This is a genomic window from Dyella terrae (assembly GCF_022394535.1).
In the GTDB taxonomy this organism is placed as follows: domain Bacteria; phylum Pseudomonadota; class Gammaproteobacteria; order Xanthomonadales; family Rhodanobacteraceae; genus Dyella.
Genome location: NZ_CP089414.1, coordinates 1,759,510 through 1,783,733 on the forward strand (window position 1 = coordinate 1,759,510; position 24,224 = coordinate 1,783,733).

20 protein-coding genes and 1 tRNA gene are annotated in these 24,224 nt (G+C 61.6%); 6 read left to right on the plus strand and 15 right to left on the minus strand.

What is annotated here, in order from left to right; translation table 11 throughout:
• Nucleotides 1-42 precede the first annotated feature (42 nt).
• Nucleotides 43-3,237: a TonB-dependent receptor gene (locus tag DYST_RS07375; protein ID WP_239951035.1), complete on the minus strand. Its 3,195-nt coding sequence runs from the start codon at nt 3,235-3,237 to the stop codon at nt 43-45.
• Between the two features lie 830 nt (nt 3,238-4,067).
• Nucleotides 4,068-4,673, minus strand: coding sequence for a M17 family peptidase N-terminal domain-containing protein (locus DYST_RS07380; RefSeq protein ID WP_239951036.1), 606 nt, complete (start codon nt 4,671-4,673; stop codon nt 4,068-4,070).
• A gap of 199 nt (nt 4,674-4,872) precedes the next feature.
• On the opposite strand from DYST_RS07380, the gene DYST_RS07385 reads away from it, so the two are divergent.
• Nucleotides 4,873-5,313 carry a MarR family winged helix-turn-helix transcriptional regulator gene (locus tag DYST_RS07385; protein WP_239951037.1) on the plus strand — a complete coding sequence of 147 codons (441 nt, stop codon included), beginning with the start codon at nt 4,873-4,875 and terminating at the stop codon, nt 5,311-5,313.
• Between the two features lie 39 nt (nt 5,314-5,352).
• Nucleotides 5,353-5,736: a hypothetical protein gene (locus tag DYST_RS07390; protein ID WP_199178921.1), complete on the plus strand. Its 384-nt coding sequence runs from the start codon at nt 5,353-5,355 to the stop codon at nt 5,734-5,736.
• A 56-nt stretch (nt 5,737-5,792) separates the two neighbouring features.
• Here DYST_RS07390 and DYST_RS07395 read toward each other — a convergent pair whose 3' ends face one another.
• Nucleotides 5,793-6,464 carry a DUF998 domain-containing protein gene (locus DYST_RS07395; protein WP_239951038.1) on the minus strand — a complete coding sequence of 224 codons (672 nt, stop codon included), beginning with the start codon at nt 6,462-6,464 and terminating at the stop codon, nt 5,793-5,795.
• 209 nt (nt 6,465-6,673) lie between these two features.
• Nucleotides 6,674-7,300: a CGNR zinc finger domain-containing protein gene (locus DYST_RS07400; protein ID WP_239951039.1), complete on the minus strand. Its 627-nt coding sequence runs from the start codon at nt 7,298-7,300 to the stop codon at nt 6,674-6,676.
• Nucleotides 7,301-7,455: 155 nt separating this feature from the next.
• Between DYST_RS07400 and DYST_RS07405 the strand changes: the two genes are divergently transcribed.
• Nucleotides 7,456-8,148 (plus strand): alpha/beta fold hydrolase, encoded by a 693-nt coding sequence (locus DYST_RS07405; protein ID WP_239951040.1) that lies wholly within the window; start codon nt 7,456-7,458, stop codon nt 8,146-8,148.
• Nucleotides 8,149-8,185: 37 nt separating this feature from the next.
• Nucleotides 8,186-9,043: an alpha/beta fold hydrolase gene (locus DYST_RS07410; RefSeq protein ID WP_239951042.1), complete on the plus strand. Its 858-nt coding sequence runs from the start codon at nt 8,186-8,188 to the stop codon at nt 9,041-9,043.
• 212 nt (nt 9,044-9,255) lie between these two features.
• Here DYST_RS07410 and DYST_RS07415 read toward each other — a convergent pair whose 3' ends face one another.
• The 4 genes from DYST_RS07415 to DYST_RS07430 all read right to left on the minus strand — a co-directional run bounded on the left by DYST_RS07415 (nt 9,256) and on the right by DYST_RS07430 (nt 12,047).
• Nucleotides 9,256-9,870: a trimeric intracellular cation channel family protein gene (locus DYST_RS07415; RefSeq protein WP_239951043.1), complete on the minus strand. Its 615-nt coding sequence runs from the start codon at nt 9,868-9,870 to the stop codon at nt 9,256-9,258.
• A gap of 236 nt (nt 9,871-10,106) precedes the next feature.
• Nucleotides 10,107-10,535, minus strand: a complete 429-nt coding sequence (locus DYST_RS07420) for a DUF4259 domain-containing protein (RefSeq protein ID WP_239951045.1) — start codon at nt 10,533-10,535, stop codon at nt 10,107-10,109.
• A 702-nt stretch (nt 10,536-11,237) separates the two neighbouring features.
• Nucleotides 11,238-11,585 (minus strand): FxLYD domain-containing protein, encoded by a 348-nt coding sequence (locus DYST_RS07425; RefSeq protein WP_239951046.1) that lies wholly within the window; start codon nt 11,583-11,585, stop codon nt 11,238-11,240.
• A gap of 81 nt (nt 11,586-11,666) precedes the next feature.
• Nucleotides 11,667-12,047 (minus strand): VOC family protein, encoded by a 381-nt coding sequence (locus DYST_RS07430; RefSeq protein ID WP_239951048.1) that lies wholly within the window; start codon nt 12,045-12,047, stop codon nt 11,667-11,669.
• 178 nt (nt 12,048-12,225) lie between these two features.
• On the opposite strand from DYST_RS07430, the gene selD reads away from it, so the two are divergent.
• Complete coding sequence (gene selD, locus DYST_RS07435; RefSeq protein ID WP_239951050.1) at nt 12,226-13,266, plus strand: selenide, water dikinase SelD; 1,041 nt, start codon at nt 12,226-12,228, stop codon at nt 13,264-13,266.
• A gap of 17 nt (nt 13,267-13,283) precedes the next feature.
• Here the strand turns inward: selD and DYST_RS07440 are convergent.
• The 3 genes from DYST_RS07440 to selA all read right to left on the minus strand — a co-directional run bounded on the left by DYST_RS07440 (nt 13,284) and on the right by selA (nt 16,748).
• Nucleotides 13,284-13,380, minus strand: a tRNA-Sec gene (locus tag DYST_RS07440).
• Nucleotides 13,333-15,327: a selenocysteine-specific translation elongation factor gene (selB, locus tag DYST_RS07445; protein ID WP_239951051.1), complete on the minus strand. Its 1,995-nt coding sequence runs from the start codon at nt 15,325-15,327 to the stop codon at nt 13,333-13,335. The genes DYST_RS07440 and selB overlap by 48 nt, the downstream gene beginning before the upstream one ends.
• Nucleotides 15,324-16,748, minus strand: a complete 1,425-nt coding sequence (gene selA, locus DYST_RS07450) for an L-seryl-tRNA(Sec) selenium transferase (protein ID WP_428993965.1) — start codon at nt 16,746-16,748, stop codon at nt 15,324-15,326. The genes selB and selA overlap by 4 nt, the downstream gene beginning before the upstream one ends.
• A 72-nt stretch (nt 16,749-16,820) precedes the next feature.
• On the opposite strand from selA, the gene DYST_RS07455 reads away from it, so the two are divergent.
• On the plus strand, nt 16,821-18,032 hold the full coding sequence (locus DYST_RS07455; RefSeq protein WP_239951052.1) for a permease: 1,212 nt from the start codon (nt 16,821-16,823) through the stop codon (nt 18,030-18,032).
• Between the two features lie 332 nt (nt 18,033-18,364).
• Here the strand turns inward: DYST_RS07455 and fdhE are convergent, their stop codons facing one another.
• Genes fdhE through fdnG form a run of 4 tightly spaced genes read right to left on the minus strand, consistent with a single transcriptional unit; the run spans nt 18,365 to nt 23,967 of the window.
• The gene (gene fdhE, locus DYST_RS07460) at nt 18,365-19,315 is read right to left on the minus strand and encodes a formate dehydrogenase accessory protein FdhE (RefSeq protein WP_239951053.1); all 951 of its coding nucleotides are present in this window, start codon (nt 19,313-19,315) and stop codon (nt 18,365-18,367) included.
• Entirely contained in the window at nt 19,312-19,971 is a 660-nt protein-coding gene (locus DYST_RS07465) for a formate dehydrogenase subunit gamma (RefSeq protein WP_239951054.1), read from the minus strand. Before DYST_RS07465 ends, fdhE begins: the two co-directional genes overlap by 4 nt.
• Nucleotides 19,968-20,879 (minus strand): formate dehydrogenase subunit beta, encoded by a 912-nt coding sequence (fdxH, locus tag DYST_RS07470; protein WP_239951055.1) that lies wholly within the window; start codon nt 20,877-20,879, stop codon nt 19,968-19,970. Before fdxH ends, DYST_RS07465 begins: the two co-directional genes overlap by 4 nt.
• A gap of 10 nt (nt 20,880-20,889) precedes the next feature.
• Nucleotides 20,890-23,967, minus strand: a complete 3,078-nt coding sequence (gene fdnG / locus DYST_RS07475) for a formate dehydrogenase-N subunit alpha (protein WP_275666941.1) — start codon at nt 23,965-23,967, stop codon at nt 20,890-20,892.
• Nucleotides 23,968-24,224: the final 257 nt, after the last annotated feature.

Sequence of the window (24,224 nt, forward strand, 5' to 3'; positions counted from 1 at the left end):
GCTGCGGGGTCAGGCAGAACGCCCGACCCCGCATGCGGTTTCTCAGCCGCCATCTCCGAACTTGTAGGTCAGGCCCACGTAGTACTGACGTCCTGCATATTCGAGCTGATACAGGCGTGCGGTCGTATCGTCGCCAAGGTACTGGCGAGGCGTGGAACGCGTCAGGTTGATCACCGACGCGGTCACCATCAGGTGCTTGGTGAACTCGTAATCGCCGTTCAAGTCGATCTGGTTGTAAGGCTCCGTATAGATGGGAAGACCGGAGGAAAGGCCTTGCATGGTGCGGCCCGTCCAGTTGCTGGTGGCACGCAGCAGCAACCCGTTCTTTTCATAGAACAACGAAATGTTGCCCACGTACTTGGCGCTGCCGATCAGTTCCGATTTGCCGACCGCCGTGTCGCCGAGCGTCACCGCAGTTTCGTTGGTCTTGTTGAGCGTGTAGTTGACGGTGTAGCCAAAGCCCACGTCGAAGGTGTGCTGCGTGTAGAGCTCCACGCCCTTGGACGTGCCCGAGCGACCGTTAGCATTGGTGCTGTACTGCATGAAGTTCTGTCCGGTGCCGCCGACGTTCACCGTGACGTTGTTGACGGTGACCGGTACAACGAAGTTCTTCACGGTCTTCTGGAACACATCCACGCCCACGACTGATTCCGGCGCGTAGTACCACTCGCCCGCCAAGTCGAACTGGGTGGCGGTGAACGGCTTCAGGTCGGCGTTGGCGCCACTGCCGTACCAACCCGGCAACGGTGCACCGAACTGCTTGCGGTCGTTGTAGTAAGCCTGCGTGTTGTTCGTGAGGCTACCTAGCTGGGCCAGGTCGGTGTAGTTGGCACGGGCCATCGCCTGCGAACCAGCAGCGCGCAGCACGAAATCATCCGCGAAAGTCCACGCGATGTTGAAGCTCGGCAAGAGCTTGTTGTACCGCTTAGAGGTGGAGGCGTTGGAGAACGTCTGGACCACCGCTTGCTCGCGCGGCAGATACTGGAAATCGCCCGCCGCGCACGCACCACCGCCCGCGTTCACACCGCTGGCCGGACAGATCAGGATGTTGCCGTTCGCGTCGTGGTAGTACACGGCGTTGTTGGTGGTGATCTCGTCGGCGACGGTCAGGTCCTGCTTCGTGCTGACGAAGCGCAAGCCAAAGTTGCCGCGCAGCGAGCCCGTATCGAAATTCGCCTGGGCGTAGAGGGCCGAGATCTGCTCCTGCACTGTCGACTTGTCTTCGGGGTGGTTGTAGAGCACCCGGTCGTAGGTGGAGTTGAGGTAGTTGTAGTACGCCGGAAAATTGATCGCCGGGAACACATTGTCGTGGTACGCCTGCGTGTTTCCATCCAGATAATTCGGCTCGAGGAAGCCCGACGGCAGCTGGCCTGCATTGGGATCGCAGGTCTGGAACTGCAACTGAGTGCCCTTGCAGTACCAGCGCAGTTCGTTGTTCTGCTGCTCAGCGTGGTTGTCGCGGTACTTGGCACCGAACTGCAGCGACTTCAGCCAGGTGCTGTCCTCGAAGGCCCACGTAAAGTCCGCCTGCGCGAAATTCTGCGAGGTGCTGGTGTTGACCATGTTGGAACCGGTCGAGCCAAGATCCACCTGGCCCTGACCGGCAAGCATGTTCTGCAGCAGATTCGGCGACGCCGTGAGCGTCGGCGTACCGCTCAGGTTCCACGCGGCGCCGTTGCTTCCATCCACCCATTGGCCGTTGACGAAGTTACGCGGCTTGGCGGCCATGCTCAGTTCCACCGACGGACCACCCGTCGCCCACGTACGACCGACGTTGAACGTTCCGCTGAGGGCACCGCCGTTATCCCACTCGCCTTCAAGGTTGATAGTCTGCGAGGTCGCCTTCTCGACGGAGTAATTGCCCGTGACCCAGGGGATTTCCGTGGAGCAGACATCCACTGGCTGACGCGTTGCGCCGGTGACCGGGTTGGTCAGCGAATTGCAGCCCGTGCCCGCAGGCGGAAGGACGTAGTTCGCCCCGGTGACGACGGTATGCGACGGGTCGAACGTCAGGCCATTGGGCGCAAGCAATCTGCCCTGCTGGTTTGCGTAGGTATCGGTCGGCAAGCCCCACTCCGGAACCTCCAACGTGTTGGTGATCTGGGTCTGCTGCCGCTGGAAGCGGAAGTAGTTGCCCGTCAGCAGCAAGTGATCGATGGGCTTGAACTGCAGCGTCACCTGGGCGCTCTTGTTCTTCAGATCCAACTGGTTCTGGCTGGTGGCGAACTGCTGCGGCATCCAGTAACCCGAATAGCTCTTGCCGGACTGATCCGTCACGCCGCCACCGGGCCACAACGCAAGGTTGGGCGCCACAGCGGGGCCGTACTGTTGGCCATGCACATTGGTGGGCTGGGCGGTACACGTCGTGTAGTCGGTACAGTCGTTGGACCACCAGTGCCAGCTCGATGCATTGGACTGGTAATCGATGTCACGGCGCTTCTGGTACGAGCCGGCGACGAGGACGCCAAAGGTCTGGTCCTTGTTCTTCCATGACCACAGGGCCGAGCCCTGCGGCGTGACCTTGCCGCTGTTGTCGGAACCCGCGGCGTTGACGGAGACGAATCCGTCGTTCACACCCATCTCCAGCGGGCGACGCGTGCGCAGGTCCACGTTGCCGCCGATGCCACCTTCGTCCAGGCGGGCTTCCAGGCTCTTGTAGAGCTGGACGTCCGAGAACATGTTGGCGGGCATCAGCGTGTAGTTGAACGAGCGCGACAGGCCAGCCGACGTATCCGCCGAGGCCACGTAGTTGCCGTTCAATTCAGTGAGCGTCAGCTCGGGCGCAAGGCCGCGGATGCTGACCGTTTTGCCTTCGCCCGATTCACGCGTGATAACCACGCCAGGCACATGCGCCAGCGCGTCGGCAATGTTCTTCGCGGGGAACTGCGCGATGTTCTGCGCGTTAATCACCTCGACGATGGAGTTGGCGTCGCGCTTGTCCTGCATGTTCTGGTCGATCGACTGGCGATAGCTGGTGACCACCACCGCCGCGAGATCGGTGGGGTTGTTCGGGTCCGCCGTTTTGCTCTTATCGTCTTTCTTGTCCTTGTCGGACTTCTTTGCGTCTGCGCTGCCGGACGCTTGCGCGGTCGGCGGTGTGGTTGGTGTTGCAGCGGGCGCAGCGGACTGCGCAAAGGCATTGGCAGGTATTCCCAGGCAGCCACCAAAGGAAAGCGTCGCCAGGGCGAGCGCGACGTACAACGGATGGCGCTTAGACACGTACGGCTGATTAGTCATTTTTCTAAAGTCCCCTACTCGGTAAGCGCCCTTGTGGAGTTGGCGCGGCGATCCCCCGTTCGATCACGTGCTGCAGATGCGCGAGCTATGACTGCACGACGTTCTCCTTTCTTTTTTATTAGATCGATCCAAACAATGGGCGCAAAACGAGTGCCCGATGCTTCAGTGACGAATGCTTCAGGACGACAGATGAGCTAAGGCGAAGACCCAGGTCGGGCGTCGCCGCGTGTTCCGGTAAAACGGAGGCCTGACACGTGACTGACGACAACGCCGCCGGTGTGGGCGTTGTGGTGCGGAAGGCTATTCAGTGCGGCCGGTACGGATAGTCGTACCAGGCGTACTTTCCGAACCCGGCTGCTTGCGGGCAAACGAGGATAGCTATCGCCGCGTGCGCGGCGGCATTCAACAGCGCCCACGAGTGAGGGCACGCAGGCGGCACGCGGGTGGATCGTCACTTCAATGCAAACAGCTTTTGGTTTCATACGGCGGCCTCCCAGTCCCTCAACCTGCCTAACGGGAAGACGCACTAACCCGAGCGCACGCTTGACGCATGCGTTCTCAGCTCTCCCCGCCCCGTCCAAGCCGTTCAGATACGCCGCACTCGCGCCGTGAACTGATTCACATAACTTGGATCGATCTAAACCCCTTGGGTAGATTAAGACGCCGAAGACGCAACAAGTCACGCTGCGGCGCAAAAACGCCGCGACCGATGAATGGGTTCGGGTGCAAACGGGATCGTTGAAGTGCAGACAGAACACGCGTGAGGTTCAGAGCGGCCCTATTCATGGCTCTCTGAAAACGATCGGACTCTTTGCGGCGGACTGCGCGCGTCAACCCGTCTCGAGTTGCGCCAATGCGGCCCGAAATTGCTCCGTCGCCGCGGCAAAACCCGCAGCGCCCACATCGAACGCCCAGCGACGCAACGAGGGTGCGGGCGCCAAACCATAGGCCGCGATGCTCACTTGCGCATCGATGGTACGGGTAGCGGCCTTCATCATCACTGGCGCAACACCCGACGTCGCTTGAGGCGTCAGCCCCGAATCGAGCAGGCTCGGCGCAAACGCCGCGCTGCCCACGCCACGTTGCACAGCAGCGCTTATGGCAGTCGCTACTGCCCTGCCCGTCACCGCTGGCGTCCACGCGGATGGATCGCCCATGCCAATCACCATGACGGCCCGTGCAGCCATGCCCGCAGGCGGCTGGCTGATAAGCAGGGTTTCCATGGGCTCGCCGAGAAATACGCCTTCATCGCGCAGCCGCATCAGCATGCCCGATAGCGCTTGGTTCAAATGAAGCAGCCCGCCACGTGGGTTGCCATCCAGCTCGCGCGTGAACATGCAGGCAAACGAGAGATCCACATCCGCCATCACGCCATCCATGACGGCAACGTCGATGGATACCCCCTTCCAACGTCCTAGCGCCTGGTGCTCGGGCATGTGTCCTCCGGAGATCGTCGGGGCTTGATCATATCCCGCGCATACGCAAGCCCGATGTCATCGCCGCCACCGAAGGACTCGAACATCATCGCAGGTGTCATGACGCATCCATCCGCGCGCCACTCTCTTGCGTGGGTCCGTCTTAATCAATTTAACAGTTTAACTTGCAAGTTAAACTTTCTATCTATACGCTGGATGCATGATCAAATCTTCACCCAAAGCCTCCATGGAGGCGTCCGTCAACGAGTTGACGACCGCCATGGGCCAATTGCTACGCCGTTTGCGCTCGGAGACAGGCTCGGACGAACTCAATCTTTCGCAGCTTGGTGTGCTGGGCCGTCTGGATCAGCAAGGCCCCATGACCACGGCGGATCTGGCGCGCTCCGAATCGATGAAGCCCCAATCCATGGGAACCATTCTTGCCGGCCTGGAGCAGGAAGGCTTGGTGCAACGCAAGCCTCATCCTTCGGACGGACGACAGATTCTTTTTGCGATGACGGATAAAGCCGTCGGCATTCGGCGCAAGCGCGGCAACGCCAAGCGCGAATGGTTGCTTGCAGCACTGGCAACGCTGAACCCCGCCGAGCAACGAACCCTTATGGACGCTATTCCACTTATCAAACGCCTGAGTGAGTCGTAACGACGAGCCACCGAGCCCGTCTCGTTGATCGTCAACCGCATGAACACGCATGACTGCATTCAACGCCTTCGTGCCCAACTCGATGAGGATCACACCGTGGTGAACTGGCTTCACGATCTTTCGTACTTCTTCGGCGGCGTGTTTCTCGCCAATGCCGTCCCCCACTTTGTCAGCGGCATGATGGGCCGCGCGTTCCAGTCACCCTTCGCCCATCCTTCTGGCGAAGGCCTGTCTTCTTCGACGGTCAACGTCCTCTGGAGCTTCGTGAATTTCGTGCTCGCGTACGTGCTGCTGGTACGCGTCGGCAACGTCGATCTGCACGATATGCAATCGACGATCGCGTTAGGCCTGGGCGCGCTAGTGATTAGCCTGGCGATGGCAAGGCATTTCGGTCGCTTCAACGGCGGCAATCTTCACGGCTGAGTGCATATGCGCTCGAGCACAGCCCACGATCCTGCAAGGATCGTGGGCCTGTCGCACTACTCCGTCACGGGCAACGGCGTGCCTACCGAGTCATCCAAGACGCTGCGGCTTTTCATCAACATCACGCTGATGACAGCAAGCCATAGGCACCATATGAAAAACAGCGAGCGCTGGACGACGCCATAGAAAGGCCGTTCATGCAGCCAAAGCCAACTGTGTAGATCCAGCACGCTCAGATTGGCAAGAATGGCTATCCACAAGAGCGTGCCCATCGTCCACGAGAACGGCACAAGTCCGCGGACCGTCGTTTCGCGACGCCAGGTGAGCGCAAGAACCCAAGGCGCCTGATAACCAACAAACTCCGATAGCCCGAAAACACCATGCAGCGGATGCGGGTACGCGAAGATCCCCACACCCACCGACGAAACCGCCATGAACCCCGCCAGATAAGCCGCCACCGATGGCCGGCCGAGTTTGACTGAAGCGTCCCGAAGCCCCCAGGCAAACAGCAGCACGCAGACCGCAACCATGCAGAGCATGGCGGCGAATGGAATCCTTGCCGGCGAATCCATCTCTCCGATCTCGCTCACGGTTTGCCTGATCGAGTCGTATCCCGGAACCAGCAACGGGAGCAACACGAAGCCACCCCAAAGCACGAGCGCCGCCACCACGCCGAACGAAAGCCGGAGGTGAAGCAGGCGGTATGTGTCATTCGTCGATCGGGACATCGATGCAAGCCTCCTCATGGTGAGAGAAAGGGATGTCCGCCGTGCATCGGATCGGACACCTTGAGCCTACGAGTCACACGCCGGTGGATGTTCCGTATCCTTCGCGTGCCTCACCTCCTTATGAAGGATGCGCGGCTCGCTGCGTACACTCGGCTGAGTATGCGCTCTTGGTCAGATGCTATATCGATCATCGCGACAGGCGTCGCGCCTTAAGCTTCCGCCTCCTTCTGACGACGCCTATGGGCGGCCTGTTTTGCGCGATTGCCGCAGAACGCCATGCTGCACCAGCGACGGGCGTGTCCTCGCGTGTGGTCGGCAAAGAGCAAGGTACAGGCAGGCCCTTCGCAGGCTTTCACGTACGAGAAGTCTTCGTCGCAGATCAAGCGGGCCATCGCCTCGGCGATCGGCAGCAGCAACGCCTCAGGTGAATGCCAGCGGCGCTTCGCAGCCAACGTAAACACCGGCGCAACCTCCGACGGCTGAGCAACGATCTCGCTGTAGCGCTCGTCGCGGCGGAGCAGCTCATTCAAGGGTTCGAGTTCAACCAGATCTTCCGGTGTGAGTGGCCGCCCTTTCCGATCGCGAACGAAGGTACGGAACCACTCCCTTAACGCCCTCACCTGTCCGGCCAGTCGATCCATCTCGCCTGGAATCGCCCGCTCCCGAATAGCGCGAAGCACCTCGTCAGGCACGAGCTGCGCCTGCTGAAGCCAGCTCAACAGTCCCTCGCCATCGGCGAGCCAGTCGACAGGCGTATCGACGGGCGTCGCCACGGAGTTGAGGAAGTCCAGTCCGGTGGCATCGGCCAGGAAAAGGGCGGGCATGGTCGTGGTCATGGGAATCTCCTGGACTCAGCGTAACCGCCTCGTTGGCACTTGACAAGTTACTTTTCACAAGAATAACCTCTCAGTCGACATTTATCAGGTTACTCAGTCGGGCGCGGACAGCCTGACGAGAGAAGCACTTCATCCATCCCTGGGAGGGCGAAACCATGAAAGATCTATCGGCGACGGTGGTTATGGCCCACGGTGCCTGGGCCGCAGAATCGAGCTGGAAGAAGGTGGTTGATCTCATCCACCAAAAGTCCATCAAGGCGGTTACTTTCGAACTACCCCTGTCTTCCTTGGCCGACGATGTAAAGGCGCTCGATGGCGTGCTGGCGACGATCAACGGCCCCGTGGTGCTGGTGGCACACGCATACGCCGGTGCGGTGATCGCAGCCACGCAGAGTTCTAAGGTGAAAGCCCTGGTCTATATCGCCGGCCTTGCGCCGGATGAAGGCGAAACCGTCGCCGACGTGTTCAATCGCTTTGGACACGACGACAAAGCACCGACGTTGGTGCCAGCAAGTGACGGACGCATCTGGTTGCCGCCGGAGGCATTCGGAACAGCTTTCGCGCAACACGCCACAGCGCAAGAACAAAAAGCACTCGCCGCTGCTCAGCGCCCCATTTCACCAGCGTGCATCACGGTTCCCGTTGGCGCCCCTCTGTGGAAGCACGTACCAGCCTGGTACCTCGTGGCCCAACACGATCACATGATTCCTGAAAGAACGCAGCGCTTCATGGCCGAACGGATGAAGGCGCATATGCGTGCCTACCCCGTCGACCACTTGCCGAGCGTGACGGCGCCATCACAGGTAGCCGACCTGATCATCGACGCCCTGCGCAACACCACCACCTGATTCCCACTCGATGCAAATCAACGTAACGGAGATTGCCATGTCGACCATTCACTATCGCAGCGCTGCTATCCAAGGCCTTGACGTTTTCTACCGTGAAGCGGGCACACCCGGTAAACCGAAGTTGCTTCTGCTCCACGGCTTTCCAAGCTCTAGCCACATGTTTCGCGATTTGATCCCGCTGCTCAGCAACGACTTTCACATCGTTGCACCCGACCTGCCGGGCTTCGGAAAAACGGACATGCCATCGCGCGATACATTCAAGTACACCTTCGATCATCTGGCCGACATCATCGACGGCCTTACTGAAGCCATCGGTTTTGATCGCTACATCGTTTACGTGTTCGATTACGGTGCACCGACAGGTTTTCGCCTGGCGGTGAAGCATCCGGAACGAATGCAGGGCATCGTTACGCAAAACGGCAATGCCTACGTGGAAGGGCTGAGCGAAGACGGCTGGAACCCCATTCGTACGTATTGGGAGAAACCCACTGACGCCAATCGCAATGCGCTGCGCGCTTTTCTGACGCCGGAGTCGACGCGCTGGCAATACGTTCACGGCACCACTGACGAGTCACAGGTATCACCGGACGGCATCGCGTTGGACAACTACTACCTCGCTCGCGAAGGCGCGCATGACGTGCAGTTGGATCTTTTCTTCGACTACCAGAGCAATGTCGCCCTCTACCCCACGTTCCAGGCGTACTTCCGCAAACACCAGCCACGCTTGCTGGCTGTGTGGGGCAAGAACGACCCCTTCTTCCTGCCACCGGGCGCGGAAGCGTTCAAACGGGATATTCCCGACGCCGATGTGAGGTTCCTCGATACCGGTCACTTTGCGCTGGAGACGCATGCCGGCGAGATCGCGGAGGCCATCCGCGCTTTCTTCAAACCGTAAGCCCGTCAAAAATAGTTGTTGAGCGCGGTATCAAGCACATCCGCGTTATTCCGCCCCTTTTCGAAAATGCTGACATTCCACCCGAGCCCGATGCGGGCTCGGGACGGAGATCTATACGCTGTGGATGTCTCCAAGCTTGAACTCGAAGCCCGCGCCAGCATCCGCGACACGAGCTCTAACCGCGCATTCCGAAACAAAGCCGAGCGCTTCCTTCAGATAACCCGCGGCAACTGCCAGTTGAACCGAACCGCCGCGACTCGCAACACGAAGCACACGACACCACCAAGCACCGCCGCTACGGCCGGAGGACACCCTAAGCGACGACCGATAACGAGCACCGCCGCACCCAGCAAGGCCGCGCTAGCGTAGATGTTCGCGACCAGCACCATCGGTATCCGTGTAAGCAACATGTCGCGCATAACGCCTCCGCCACACCCCGTTATCGTACCCATCAGCGTCGCGATGAACGGGTTGATCTCAAAATCGAGCGCCTTCTCCGCACCGGCCACCGCGAACAACGCGAGGCCAGCCGCATCGAGCGTGGTCAGCACCATGGCAGGCACCGCCTCCACCTGCGTATGAAGCAAAAACGTGAACAGCCCCGCCGCGAACGCCAGCACGGGATAGCGCCAGTCGCGTATGGCGCTGGGCGGTGCTGCACCAATCAACAGATCGCGAATCACGCCACCACCCAGCGCGACCATGAATGACAGCACCAACACGCCGAGCAAATCCAATCCGGCATGGATGGCGGCACTGGCACCCTCGATCGCAAATACCACCGTACCGGCCAGATCAGCCCAGAGCACGACCTGCTTGCGAAGCATCACCATCCCCTCAATCACGTTGATTTGGCTCTGTTCTGAACACCCAAGCGCGATCGACAAGCACTCGGCTGCATATCCTCATGGTTGCGCTGTGTACGCCCGTTCCGGGTCGACAGAGGACATTAGGCTCACGCTTTTGGAAGATTGCGTAGCATCATCCTAGTCCGCCATGAGTCGGGAGCGGATATGCGCATCATGAAAACTACTGATTGAACAAGTCCGCGGTCCTGTGCAGTTCACTGACCGGAGCGGCTGTGCTTCAAGCCTTCCGCAAGCGATTCAACATTGCGAATCCAGGCAGTAAACAAACCCTCATCGTCTTCCCAAAGCTCCCTGAGTTCACTGGACTCGCCACATACCCGCAGACAGGCCTTTGAACCAAGTTCGACTAGCGAGGAAAAGTCGAGTTTGGCTAATCTCTCGCGCCAAGCTATCCGGGCCTCGGTTTCGTCATCGTCCAATGGCTGACCGCCTTTCGCAGCGACGATGACCGCCGCAGAAGCAAGAACCGCTTGGCCGGCGTCATACTCCAAATAGTCCGCAGCAAGTGCGGTCTCGAACGCCTTTCGCATGACAACCCGTGGGTCGGCCTGTGGAATTAGCTGCTCTTCAAGGAAATCCAAAGCGGAGTCGTCCTCGAAGACTTTCGCACTCCATGAACCCATGCGCTCCTCCATAGTTAGTTAGCTGAAACACTAAAATAGGCCGATCGCCGCAACCCCGAAAGTCGGCTTTGGTCGCCCCATTACAAGGGTCCATTTTGGGCCGTAAACGGACCTGACGGCGAACCGATTTTTCCTGAGACTTCCCACCGAGGAATGAGTTCAGCAATGAGTGTGAACGCAAAGTACGCGACAGGCGTGGATAACACTCCCAACCCAAATCGGGCCCAATAGTTCCTAGGCCATCGAAGAAACGAGAGCGCCACCCCTCCCAGCGCTAACGCTACGTAAGGCGCAAAGGTCATTACCCACATGGCGTAAAAGGCAAAAGCATCTGATTTCTCCCGCGAAACCAGAAAGCTCGCCGCTATCGCTCCGTACAAGCACAACGCGGGAAACAGAGCACCAAGTATGACTAGCGCCCTTGGTCGGGCTGCGGGTCTTAGAATCATGAGCACCAGCAACCCTGCGGGGAGCCCGAGCTCTAGAACAATGGCACCAATGTTCAAGGATGTCTCGGTCATGCTCCACCCCATCAGAGATCGACTATCCATGCTTTATCCACTCTGCGTCGAAAGCTAACATTCAACGCGTCAGATAGACGACCCACTGGAACACGTAGCCGGAATAGAACAGCAAAGCGAAGCCTAGAAGCCACAGCGCCCGCCATGGCAACAGCATCGCGGCCAACCGCGATAGCCAGCTTTAGCGCGTCTCTACGCGCAGCAGCCGTGCACGGCTGACATTGCCGCGGGCGCTAGCGTGGAATTTCTGGCTCTGGCCCGGCCCCAGGTCGTGCACTTCGTCGGTGGCGCGACCAATCGCGTGCCCTTTGGCGTCGAACAGCCGGAAGCTGACCTTGGCGGAGTGCACCGGCTTATGGCCCACGTTGGTCAGCGTGCCCACCACTTTGTTGCGACCGGGCGTGACGTCCCGCTCGACGCGATATGAGCCCACCCGCACGCTGGGTTTCGCGGGCGTGGCGGCCCACGCTCCGGACGAAGCCAGACCCAAACTCACCAACAGCACCAGCGCGGTCGAACGAAAATTCATCGTGTACTTCAAGACGAAATGGAACGTAGGAAAAGGACCGCATAGCTTAGCCGTGTCTCGCCCTTCCGTATGCCACGCCCGTCACTCCCAGCGATTGGCGTTCTTCGGGAATCCCGGGCGCTGTATCCGCACCACGCAGAATCGGTGCCCCGAGGGCGCTTGCATGACCACCCAGCGTTCCAACCGGCTCACGACTTGCGCTCCCAGTTTTTCCAGCCGGGCGACTTCGGCAGGAATATCGTCGGTTTCGATGTCCAGGTGAACCCGGCTCTCGTGATCCACGCGCTGAAGCTGGACGATGGGCTCATCTTCCGGCGTTTCCAGCATGCGGTAGTTGCCGCGCGTGCCGGGGTGGCCCATGTCGACTGGCCGCCCCAGGGCCTGTGCCCAGAAGCGGGCAGCATCGTCGATATCGGGCACGTTGCAATCGATAAGCAGCGCGCAAAGGCGGGAGTGATGCATGGTGTCTTTCTCCGAATGGGTACGTGATGCGCTTTGCGGCGACCGTACGCCAAAGGGCCGGGAGAGCGGCAGTGCCAGGCGTTACGTCCGGCCCATGCATCGACGCTAGCGTCGCGCGACTTTCGCTATGCTTCGCGGAACATGGCCGCGCGCCATTGGCACTTTCGGAGGATCCAGCATGACCTCTGTTCGTTTGACCGACCTTGCCCATGGCGGCGGTTGTGGCTGCAAGCTCGCACCATCCGTACTGCAGCAACTGTTGGCCGACAAGCCGACGGCGATGCCTTTTGCGCAACTGTTGGTAGGTACCGAAGCGAGTGACGATGCGGCGGTATGGCAGGTGGATGATCACACCTGCGTCATCGCCACCACCGATTTCTTCATGCCGGTGGTGGACGATCCCTTTGATTTTGGCCGCATCGCCGCGGCCAATGCGCTGTCTGACATCTATGCGATGGGCGGCAAACCGATCATGGCGCTGGCGATCCTCGGCATGCCGCTCAACAAGCTGGACGTGGATACTGTGCGCGCCATTCTTGCCGGCGGCGAAGCGATCTGCGCGCAAGCGGGCATTCCCATTGCGGGCGGACACTCCATCGATTCCGCCGAACCGATCTACGGCCTTGCCGTCATCGGCCTTTGCGCGCCGGCCGATGTGCGTCGCAATGGTGGTGCGCAGGCGGGTGACGCCATCATCCTGACCAAGGGCCTGGGTGTGGGCATCTACTCGGCAGCCTTCAAGAAGCAGGCGCTGCCACCCGAGGCGTATGCGGAAATGGTTGCATCGACCACGCAGCTCAACAGCGTCGGTCACGCCCTGGCTAAGGATAAGGACGTCCACGCGATCACCGACGTCACTGGCTTCGGCCTGCTGGGTCACGGCCTGGAAATGGCCCGCGCCAGTGGTGTGCGTCTGCGCATCGAGGCGTCACGCCTGCCCTTCTTCACGCAAGCAGAGGCACTGGCGCAGGCTGGCTATATCACCGGTGCATCCCATCGCAACCGGGACAGCTACAGCGACAGCATCACCCTCCCCTACGGCATGCCGGAGTGGCAGCGCGCCCTGCTCACCGATCCGCAGACGTCAGGCGGCCTGCTGGTGGCCTGCAAGGCCGAACGCGCCGAGGCCATTCGGGCAATGATTGAGGACTCGGGCTATTCGCGCGCAAGCATCATCGGTACCGCCGTGTCGGGTGCGCCGGGTATCGAGATCACCTAAGAGCCTGTCCGCGCAAATGGCGGAAGAGAATGGGAGTCGAACCCACCCGAGGCAGTCTGGGCTGCCTCACCCGGATTTGAAGTCCGGACGCCCCACCGGGGACGATGCTCTTCCATGGATTGAGGTTACCGCAGACGCGGGGCCATACAAGTCCAGGTAGCCAGCCTGGATCCTGCGTACGGTACCCCGGTTGAGCGTCACGCCCTGTCGGTCGAAAAATTCCAGTATCTGGATGGCCACCTTGCGCCCGTTGTCCAACCGGTCGCGAAACTGCGCTGCGGTGAAGCGGCCGTCCGGTATCTGCGCAGCGATGTCGGCAGCAACCAACACCATTTCATGCATGGTCGTGCGCAGAAAGAAGTGATCATGCGCCACCTCGTCGACCAGCCCCAGTCGCGCGGCAAACGCCATCAGCCGGCGGATCTCCTGTTCCGGACGTGCCAACTCCGCCGCAATGTCACGCACGCGCGGCGGGCGAAAGCGGGCCTCACCACCCAGCAACGGCGCGATGCTCTGCCATAGCGCCTCGCGCTCGGGGAGCCACTGCATGGAATGGCTGGCAAGGCGCACGAATGCACCATCGCGAACCACGCTGCCGACCACATCGTCATGTTGTAGCGCTTGCGCAAAGGCCGCCGGCGGCAACTTGGGTTGCGTTGCCAGCCGCAACTTCTCCCGGCTCACGCCTTGCAGGTCAGGGTTGGCGGTGTGGAAATCCTGCAGGTATCCCGTGAGATTGGCGACAAAGGTTTGCCAATGTGCGGGATTCATCGCGATGCGCTGCTCGCCAGCATCGAACACGACGGGCGTCAGCGCGGCAACGATATCGTCGAGCGTCGTTTCGGCCAGCGCACGGTCGCGGGCGAAACCGAGAAGATCCCAGGTAAACGGCGGCGCCTCCAGCAAGGCAGCCAGGGCCTGTTGGGTATCGTCCATGGCGAGTGCCGCGCGTACCGCAACGCGGCCGGCCGTGCGGCGCTGGCGCGACGGCGGCCGCAGGTCCAGAAAGCGGCCGCCACCAATGGTTCGCTGCGCCGAAACATCGCGCAGCACAAAGCGGTCGAGCGCGGCCGCGGCAATGGGACGGTCCAGCACCAGCTGCACATTGGCCGTATGACCGGCCAGCAGCGAAGCGCCCTGCAGCAGTACGACGCGAACACCGACCTCCACCGCGCCGTGGTGCAATCGCGCCGGAAACCATTGCCCCATGGGCTTGGGTTCGCTGGGCAGCACATGCAGTTGTGCGTCGATGCGGTCGGTCGGTGCGTGCAAGAAAGGATCGACCACCATGTCGCCGCGATGGATGGCGTCCTTGGTGATGTCCTCACCGGTCAGGTTGAGTGCGCAGCGGTCACCGGCCTTCCCGCGTTCCTCCGGGCGATTCTGCGCATGCAGCGAACGCACGCGCGCGGTGAGCCCCGAGGGGCTTAGCATCACAGAGTCCTTCACGCGCACCACGCCGGACAACACGGTGCCGGTCACCACGACGCCAATACCCGCCAGCGTGAACACGCGATCCACGGCAAGTCGGAAACGACCGTCATCAGCACGCTCACCCAAGCGGCGCGCCTCAGCGGCAAGTCGATCGCGTAGTGCATCGATGCCCGCGTCCGTTGTCGAAGACACCGGCAGGATGTCCGCGCCCTCAAGCACCGTGCCCGCCGTGGCCTCACGAATCTGCACGCTCACGTCGGCGAGTCGTTCGGGTGTCGCCAGGTCCGCCTTGGTGAGTGCGATCAGGCCACGGCGAACACCGAGCAGATCGAGGATGGCCAGATGCTCCAGCGTCTGCGGCATCACACCGTCGTCGGCCGCCACCACCAGCAACGCGAGATCGATGCCGCTGGCACCGGCCACCATGGTGTGCACGAAACGTTCGTGACCGGGTACGTCGACAAAGCCGAGCACCGAACCATCATTGAGCGGCAAATAGGCAAAGCCGAGGTCAATGGTGATGCCGCGAGCTTTTTCTTCCTTCAGGCGATCCGCGTCCACGCCGGTCAGTGCTTTCACCAGCGACGTCTTGCCGTGATCGATGTGGCCTGCGGTGCCGACGATCATGGAGGGTGCGCGACTCCGGCGTCAGGATTCCATTGCGCCAGCGTCGAGGCGAACGTGGCTTCGTCCGCTTCCTCCAGGCAGCGCAGATCCAGTTGCAATGCACCGTCGGCGATGCGTCCAACCACCGGACGCGGCAATGCCCGCAGCGCGGCGGCCAGTTGTTCCACGTCACGCTGACTGCCACGCGCACGTATCCGCAGCGCGGCGCTGGCGAGCGTATCCAGCGGAAGCGCGCCAGAACCGACCTGGCTTAGGCAGTCGCCGACATCGACGATGAAGGCATGGCCAAGCCGCTCGGCCACCAACGGCTGCAGGCGTCGAGCCTGTGCTTCGATATCCGCCTTGCGGCGCGTGAGGAAGCGCAACGTAGGCAGGCGCTGCGCAAGGCGATCCGGATCGCGATACAGCTTCAGCGTCGCCTCGATGGCAGCAAGGCGCATCTTGTCCACGCGCAATGCACGCTTGAGCGGGTTGCGGTTGATCTGACCGATCAGCGTGCGGTCGCCCACGATAAAGCCCGCCTGCGGACCGCCCAATAACTTGTCGCCGGAGAACGTAACCAACCGCGCGCCCTCTTCCACGGCGTCGCGCACAGTGGGTTCCCGTGCCAGTCCGTAGGGTGACAAATCCACCAGACTGCCTGAACCCAGATCGTTCAGCAGCGGCACGCCAGCCGCATCCGCCATCACTGCCAACTCACGCGCGCCGACCTCGGCGGTGAAGCCCTGGATGCGGTAGTTCGATGTATGCACCTTGAGCACGATACCGGTGCGCTCGTTGAAGGCGTTGCGATAGTCAGCGGGATGCGTGCGATTGGTCGTGCCCACTTCGACCATGTGCGCACCGGCCCGCGCCATAATGTCTGGCATGCGGAACGCGCCGCCGATCTCGATCAACTCACCGCGCGACACCACCGCCTCGCGCCCTAGCGCAAAGGTGTTCAGGCCAAGCAGTACGGCGGCGGCATTGTTGTTGACCACGGTGGCGTCTTCCGCGCCGGTCAGTTCGCACAGCAGCGCACGCACGTGGTCATCGCGCTCACCGCGCGTGCCGTCGTCCAGGTCGTACTCCAACGCTACGGCGTAGCGCATCGCCTCGGTCGCCGCCTCGATCGCCACATCCGCCAGCACGGCACGACCCAGGTTGGTGTGCAGCACGACGCCGGTGAGGTTGAACAACGGGCGCAGGCCGAGTGCCGAGGCATCCAGCAGGCGCGCGGCGCGCTGTGCCAGCTCGTTCGCGCCGGGAGGTGTGCCAGGGGTAACTCGCAAAGTCTGCCGCGCCTCGTCGATGACCTGTCGAATGGCGTCCGTGGTGGCAAGACGTCCGTGGCGCTCCAGCAAACCGGCGGCCTCCGCCGTTGCCAACACCGTGGCCACCGCAGGGAGCTGACGCAGGAGAGACACCTCAGAGTCGGTCATAACGCTGATCGCCGCACAAGGAGACCCTATGCTGCGGTGCTGACCAAGCGGGGGTCAAGGTTCGCCACGGTCATGACTTCGGCTTCATGTGGTGGCGAGCAGGATGCGTGCGCGGCTTCGCCGCCGCTGAACAACCTGCCCCGACGCAGCGCACCAGGCCTGCGGCACACGGTGGGCAAGATCGTGCCCTGTCAGGGCCGCCACCACCTGTTGGGCCTCGGGGATTTCATGTCCGCTACTTTGCCGACTACGCGCTCCTGGCGCTTGCTCGTGTTTGTTCTGCTGGCCGTTGCCGGCCTGTTCTACGTGAAATGGTTGCCGTACTACGGGCGTGCCTTCGTCGCCGCCAACCAGCATTCCATTGGCCATTCCATCCTGATGGGCGACGCGGCCAGCGCGCCAGCGCCCTCCTGGAACGCTGCGCTCGGTTACGCGCTGGCCTACGGCAAGGCGATCTGGCAGGCGATGCTGCTGGGGCTATTGCTGGGCTCGGGCATCCAGGCGCTGCTGCCGGTGGATTGGGTGCAGCGCATGCTGGGCCAGCGCCACTTCGGCAGCGTCCTTGCCGGTGGCCTGCTGGCGGTGCCGGGCATGATGTGCACCTGCTGCGCCGCGCCGGTGGTGGTGGGCCTGCGCGAACACCGCGCGTCGCCAGGCGCGGCGGTGGCGTTCTGGCTAGGCAATACCGTGTTGAACCCGGCCACCTTGGTGTTCACCGGTTTCGTGTTGGGTTGGCACTGGACTGCGTTGCGCCTGTTGCTGGGCATACCGATGGTGTTCGGATTGGGCTACGTGGCCAACCGCATGGCCGGGCCCGGCGAGCCGACAGCACCCGTTGCCTGGTCACCCACCGCAGCGGAGCCGCGCTCAGCCGCCGAGGTGGGACGGCGCTGGGCCCGGATCTTCGGCAGGATGACCCTGCGACTGATCCCCGAGTACATCGTGATCGTCTTGCTGCTGGGTGCGGTGCGTGCGTGGATGTTTCCGCACGTCAGCCCGGCGATGGGCGATCAGTGGTTCTGGATCGCGGCGTTGGCGCTGGCCGGCATGTTGTTCGTGATTCCTACCGCCGGCGAGGTGCCCATCGTGCAGGCCATGCTGGCACTTGGCCTGGGTGGTGGACCGGCCGCCGCCTTGCTGTTGACCCTGCCGCCGGTGAGCCTGCCTTCGCTGGCTATGCTCACGCGCTCGTTTCCGTGGCGGACGCTGGTTGTGATTGCGCTGGCGGTGGTGGGATTCGGGATCCTGGGCGGATGGTTTGCGGTGATGTTGGGCTTGCGGTGACTCCATATTTATTTGCCCGTCATTCCCGCGTAGGCGGGAATCCAGTGACTTTCAACGCAATGAAAAGCAAAGGCACTGGATTCCCGCCTACGCGGGAATGACAAGGTCGCGAATCTTCCTGGAAGTCACATCGTGAGGCGACCCGCTATTCGGCAACCGCTTCGCCTTCCCCCACCAGCAACAGCGGGTTGGGTGCATGCCGCGCGTAACCGGCTTCGGTGACCAGGATGTTGGGCTTACGGTGACTCCATATTTATTTGTTCGTCATTCCCGCCTACGCGGGAATGACGAGGTCGTGAATCTTCCTGGAAGTCACACCGTGAGGCGACCCGCTAATCGGCAACCGCTTCGCTTTCCCCCACCAGCAACAGCGGGTTGGGTGCATGCCGCGCGTAACCGGCTTCAGTGACCAGCATGTCCAAACCCAGCGAGGCCAGATCGTCCGCGTATGGGTCAACCTGTGTGTCCTTCAATTGGTAGAGCAGCTTGGCGTAGGTGTGGCAGTCATCGCAGGTTTCGGCTTGCACCACACCCGGATCGCCCTCAATGGTACGCAGGGACAGATGACGCGTACCGCCACAGGTGATGCACACAGCGCGCACGTGGTTCCACGCCGCGGAGCACAGCGAGCAATACAAGTAGCGCGTGCCCGGCGTGATACCGGTGGCCGTAATCAGGCCCGCAACGGAAGGCGAGCCGCAGCAGGGGCACAGCGCGCGTTCTTCCAGTAGTCGCAAGGTGTCGACCTTCAGGCGTGCCGCCGAGCAGGTGAAATAGACCTGCAGCGCCGCGGCGACAAACACCGCCGCGCCTGTATCTGCAGCAGTCAATCCGCCACGCAGGAACCGGTCGGCCAGTTTCTCCAGCGCCACTGCATCGCTATTACGCAATTGCTCGATCGCGTCTTGCGCAGCCTGTGGCAACTCGCTGTCGTCAATGCGCTCGAGCAGCAAGGCCAAGCCGTCACGCCACTGGGCATCGCGATGATGTCCATCGGCCGCGAGTGGCGGCAGGCGTGCATCGACGCACCGCGTCACTATCTCCGCGCTCAGCGTGGCCGCAGGGGCGCTTTCCGTGGTAACCGCATGCTGCGCCCGTGCCAGCACCGCCATGAAACGCAACCACGGTTCCAACGGATGCCCCGCGGACAGTTTCCCCAGACGTTGCGCAGTCGCAGCGAAGCGCCGTGATGGATCAGCGAGCAGGATGGGATCGGGTGCCTTGACGCCAGCATGCGCCGGGCCAGTCCATTTGCCTTCGGGCGGCGCGCCGGCTTGCTTCATGGGCGCTTCCTGATGACGTCTTTGCCGTGCTCACCATTCGCCACTTCGCGCAGCCACGTGCGGTGGTGACGCCACGCCCAGCCTGGAGTGACGTAACCCTGCGTCATGGCGCGCACCGAATCGCGCACCCAGATCGCCGCGTACACATGGACCACCCATACGATGATCGCCGCGATCGCTGCCAGGCTGTGGATCAGCACGGCTGCGCGCTGCACCGGAATGGAAGTGGCCTCACCAAAATAGACTTCCCAGATCACCAGCCCCGAGAAGAACAGCACCGGAATAAGCAAGGTCATCGACCAGAACACAAACTTCTGGCCGGCATTGTTGCGCCCCACCGGTGGCACATGCTCCTCATCGTTGGCCACCACGAAACGCATCTGCTTCAGCCACTCCACGTCATTCTTGTGCACCAGGTTCTCGCGCCAGAACTGCACGATCAGGCCAAGATAGCTGAGCAGCAGCAGGCAACCGATCCACGGATGCGCCGCGCGCATCCATTGCCCGCCACCGAACAGGCCCGATAGCCAGAACAGCATCGGGTGGAACATCGCCAGCCCCGACAGCGTCAGCAGCACAAAGCAGATGGCGGTGATCCAATGGTTGATCCGGTTCACCCTGGTGTAGCGGATGATCACGGTCTTGGGGCGGCTCATGGCGTCTTCTCCCCTTCGTCGAGAACGCGCTCGCCTTCGGCCTCGTCCTCTTCGGTGACCTCGTTCGGGCCTTCGGTGATCCAGTGGAAGAAACCGGCCAGCGCCGCCAGCGCGATGCCGACTACAGCGATGGGCTTGATGATGCCCTTCCACGCCATCACCACCGGGCTGATCCGTGGCTTGTCGGGCAGGCCCGAATACAGCGACGGCTTGTCCGCGTGGTGCAGCACGTACATCACGTGCGTGCCGCCGACTTCCTGCGGGTCGTACAGGCCCGCTTGCTCGAAGCCACGCGATTTCAGATCGACGATGCGCTCCTCCGCCCAACTCTTCATGTCGGTCTTGGAGCCGAACATGATCGCGCCGGTAGGACACGCCTTGACGCATGCGGGCTCCAATCCGACCGATACGCGGTCGGAGCACAGCGTGCACTTGTACGACTTGTGGTCTTTCTTGCTGATGCGCGGAATGTCGAACGGGCAACCTTTCACGCAGTAGCCGCAGCCGATGCATTTGTCGCTGATGAAATCGACGATGCCATTGGCGTACTGCACGATGGCGCCCGGCGCCGGGCACGCTTTCAGGCAACCCGGATCTTCGCAGTGCATGCAGCCGTCCTTGCGGATCAGCCACTCCAGGTTGCCCTGCTCGTTCTCGTACTCCGCAAACTTCATCAGCGTCCACACGTCGGGGCTCAAGTCGTCCGGGTTCTGGTACGAGCCTTCGAAGTGGCCGATCTCCTGCCGCAGGTTGTTCCATTCCATGCACGCCGACTGGCAGGCTTTGCAACCGATGCAACGGCTGACGTCGATCAGCTTGGCCACTTGGTCTTCGTAACTGCGCGCCTTGGGTGGCGTCATGGTTGACGCGGAGCGGCGGACGTAGTCTTGCGATTGCAGGTCGGACATGTCGGCTTCCTCAGGCGGCGACCGGTGCGCTGGTCTTTTCGACGTTGACGAGGAACGCCTTGAACTCCGGCGTCTGTGTGTTGGCATCGCCGACGGACGGCGTCAGCGTGTTGGCGCCGTAACCCTTCCTGGCCTGGCCGGTAAAGCCCCAGTGGATGGGGCAGCCGATCACATGCGTGGGTTTGCCATCCACCATCATCGGTTTGATGCGCTTGGTGACATACGCCTTGCATACCACCTCGCCCCGCTTGGACGACACCTTTACCCAGCCGCCCTGCTCGATGCCCTTTTCCTTCGCCAACACTTCACCGATCTCGATGAACTCCTCCGGCTGAAGGATGGCGTTGATCAGCGCGTGCTTGGTCCAGTAGTGGAAATGCTCAGTGAGGCGATAGGTGGTGGCCACGTACGGAAACTTGTCTGGACTGCCAAACGCCGCGCGGTCGTCGGCAAACACGCGCACCGCTGGGTTGTTCTTCACCTTGGGATGCAGCACGTTCTCCACTGGCGATTCCAGCGGCTCGTAGTGTTCCGGGAAGGGGCCCTCCGCCATCAAATCGCGAGCGAACAAACGCCCCATGCCCTCGGCATTCATGATGAAGGGACCGACACCGTCGGAAGGCTTCACCGTGGGGCCGTAATCAGGCACATCGATGCCCACCCAGCGCGTGCCATTCCACGAGATCACTGGCTTGGCGGGATTCCACGGCTTGCCATCCGGATCTGCGCTGGCGCGGTTGTAGAGAATGCGTCGGTTGGCCGGCCACGCCCACGCCCAGTTCGGCGCAATGCCCTGCTCGCGTGGATCGGTGGCGTCACGGCGCGCCATCTGATTGCCCTTCTCGGTAAAGCAGCCGGCGAAAATCCAGCAACCGGATGCCGTCGTGCCGTCATCGCGCAACTGCGCAAACCCATCCAACAAAGTGCCGGCCTTGGTCGCCACTGTGTTGGTGGCTGGATCGGCGAGATCGGTCAACGCACGGCCATTCATTTCCTTGGCCAACTCTTCTGGATCCGGATTGATGGGATCGGTGTACTTCCACGTCACGTTGAGCAAAGGATCGGGGAAAGTTCCGCCTTCCTTGCGATACATCTCGCGCAGACGATGGAAGATGCCGCTCATGATCCAGATGTCGGACTTCGCCTTGCCCGGCCCTTCCGCTGCCTTCCAATGCCATTGCAACCAACGCGCCGAATTGACCAGCGAGCCGTTCTCTTCGGCGAAACACGTGGTCGGCAGCTGGAACACCTCGGTCTGGATGTCGGCGGAATGTGCCGGGTTTTGCAGACCGAAGTCCTGCCAGAAACGCGAGGTTTCGGTGTCCAGCGGATCCATGGTGACGAGGAACTTCAGCTTGCTCAGGCCACGCCGGATCTTGCCTCGGTCTGGGAATGCCTGCAGCGGGTTGAAGCCCTGGCAGATGTAGCCCGTCATCTGACCGTTATTCATCATCTCGAACGCCCGGATGATGTCGTACAGCGGCACATCCAGCTTGGGCAGCCAGTCGAAGGCCCATTGATTGTCCTGCGTGGCGGCGTCACCGAACATCGCCTTCTGGAAACTCACGAAGAACTTCTTGTAGTTCTGCCAGTAGCTGGTTTGCCCCGGGCGTAGCGGCTTGAACAGCTTGGTCTTCATGTAGGTGTCGAGATCGGTTTCCTTGTCCTGGGGCAGATTCATATAGCCCGGCATCTGGTTGGAAAGCAGCCCGACGTCGGTCAGCCCCTGGATGTTGGAATGCCCGCGCAAGGCGTTCATGCCGCCACCGGCCACGCCGATATTGCCCAGCAGCAGTTGCACCATCGCCATCGAACGAATGTTCTGCGCACCCACCGAATGCTGCGTCCAGCCCAGCGCGAACAGGCTGGTCATGGCCTTGTCGGGCGCAGCGGTGCTGGCCATCAGTTCACACACATGCAGGAACTTGTCCTGCGGCGTGCCGCAGATGCGCGACACCATCTCCGGCGTGTAACGCGCGACGTGCTGCTTGAGCAGGTTGATCACACAACGCGGGTTTTGCCACGTATCGTCGGACTTGGCGAAGCCCTGGTCGTCCAGCTCGTAATCCCAGCTGGACTTGTCGTATGCGTGCGTTTCCTCGTTGTAGCCGCTGAACAAGCCGTCATTGAAGGCGAAGCCGTCCTTCACGATCAGACTGGCATTGGTATAGGAGCGCACGTACTCGTGCTGGATCGCGTCCTTCTCCAGCAGGTAGCGCATCACGCCACTCAGGAAAGCGATGTCCGTACCGGGACGGATCGGTGCGTAGTAATCGGCCACCGATGCCGTGCGCGTGAAGCGCGGATCGACCACGACCAGCTTGGCGCCGTTCTCGATCTTCGCCTCGATCACCCACTTGAAGCCGCACGGATGCGCCTCGGCAGCATTGCCACCCATGACGATCACGACGTTAGCGTTCTTGATGTCCTGCCAGGTGTTGGTCATTGCACCGCGACCGAATGATGGGGCCAGACTGGCCACCGTCGGTCCGTGTCAGACGCGCGCCTGGTTGTCGAACACCACCATGCCGAGAGAGCGCACCACCTTCCACGTGAGGTACGAGGTTTCACTGGACGACGCGGAAGCCGCCAGCATGCCCACACTGGTCCAGCGATTGACCGTGGTGCCGGCGGCGTTCTTGGCGATGAAGTTCTTGTCGCGGTCGTCCTTCATCAGGCGCGCGATGCGATCCAGCGCGAAATCCCAGGAGACTTCCTCGAACTCCGTGCCACCCGGCTTGCGATAGCGCGGCGCTTTCAAACGCGTGGGTGCATGCACGATGTCGAGCAGCGCCGAGCCCTTGGGGCATAGCGTGCCGCGATTGACCGGGTGATCCGGATCGCCTTCGATATGGATGATGTTGGAGAGCGCGTTCTTCGCGCGGTCACCCATGCTGTAGATAAGGATGCCGCAGGCCACCGAACAGTACGTGCAGGTGTTGCGCGTCTCCGTGGCGTGGGCAAGCTTGAAAGGCCGGACGGCGGCGGCTTGCGCCTCCCCCGAGGCCCCGAAGCCGAGCATGCCGAGGCTCGATGCTGCTAAGCCCAGGCCGGTGAACTTGATGAACTCGCGGCGGGTGAGTGCCATCGCTTGCGCTCCGGAAAATCTGGCTGGACTTACCGCCCGATGGATGAGCGGTGGACGTGGCTCGACAATCTCCGTGAAGACAACGGGTGTGACGCCGTTGTCTGGTCAAAAATGTAGCACAGATTCCGGGGTCGAGCCGGCCAGATTCTTGCGATTCCGGGCCGTGGAAACGCCGCTTGCCCATTCGTTTGCTACCCATCGACGTGCCGTTCACGCGGCCTTTCCGCAGAGTCGGCGCCGCAGCTGCCAGACAGCCT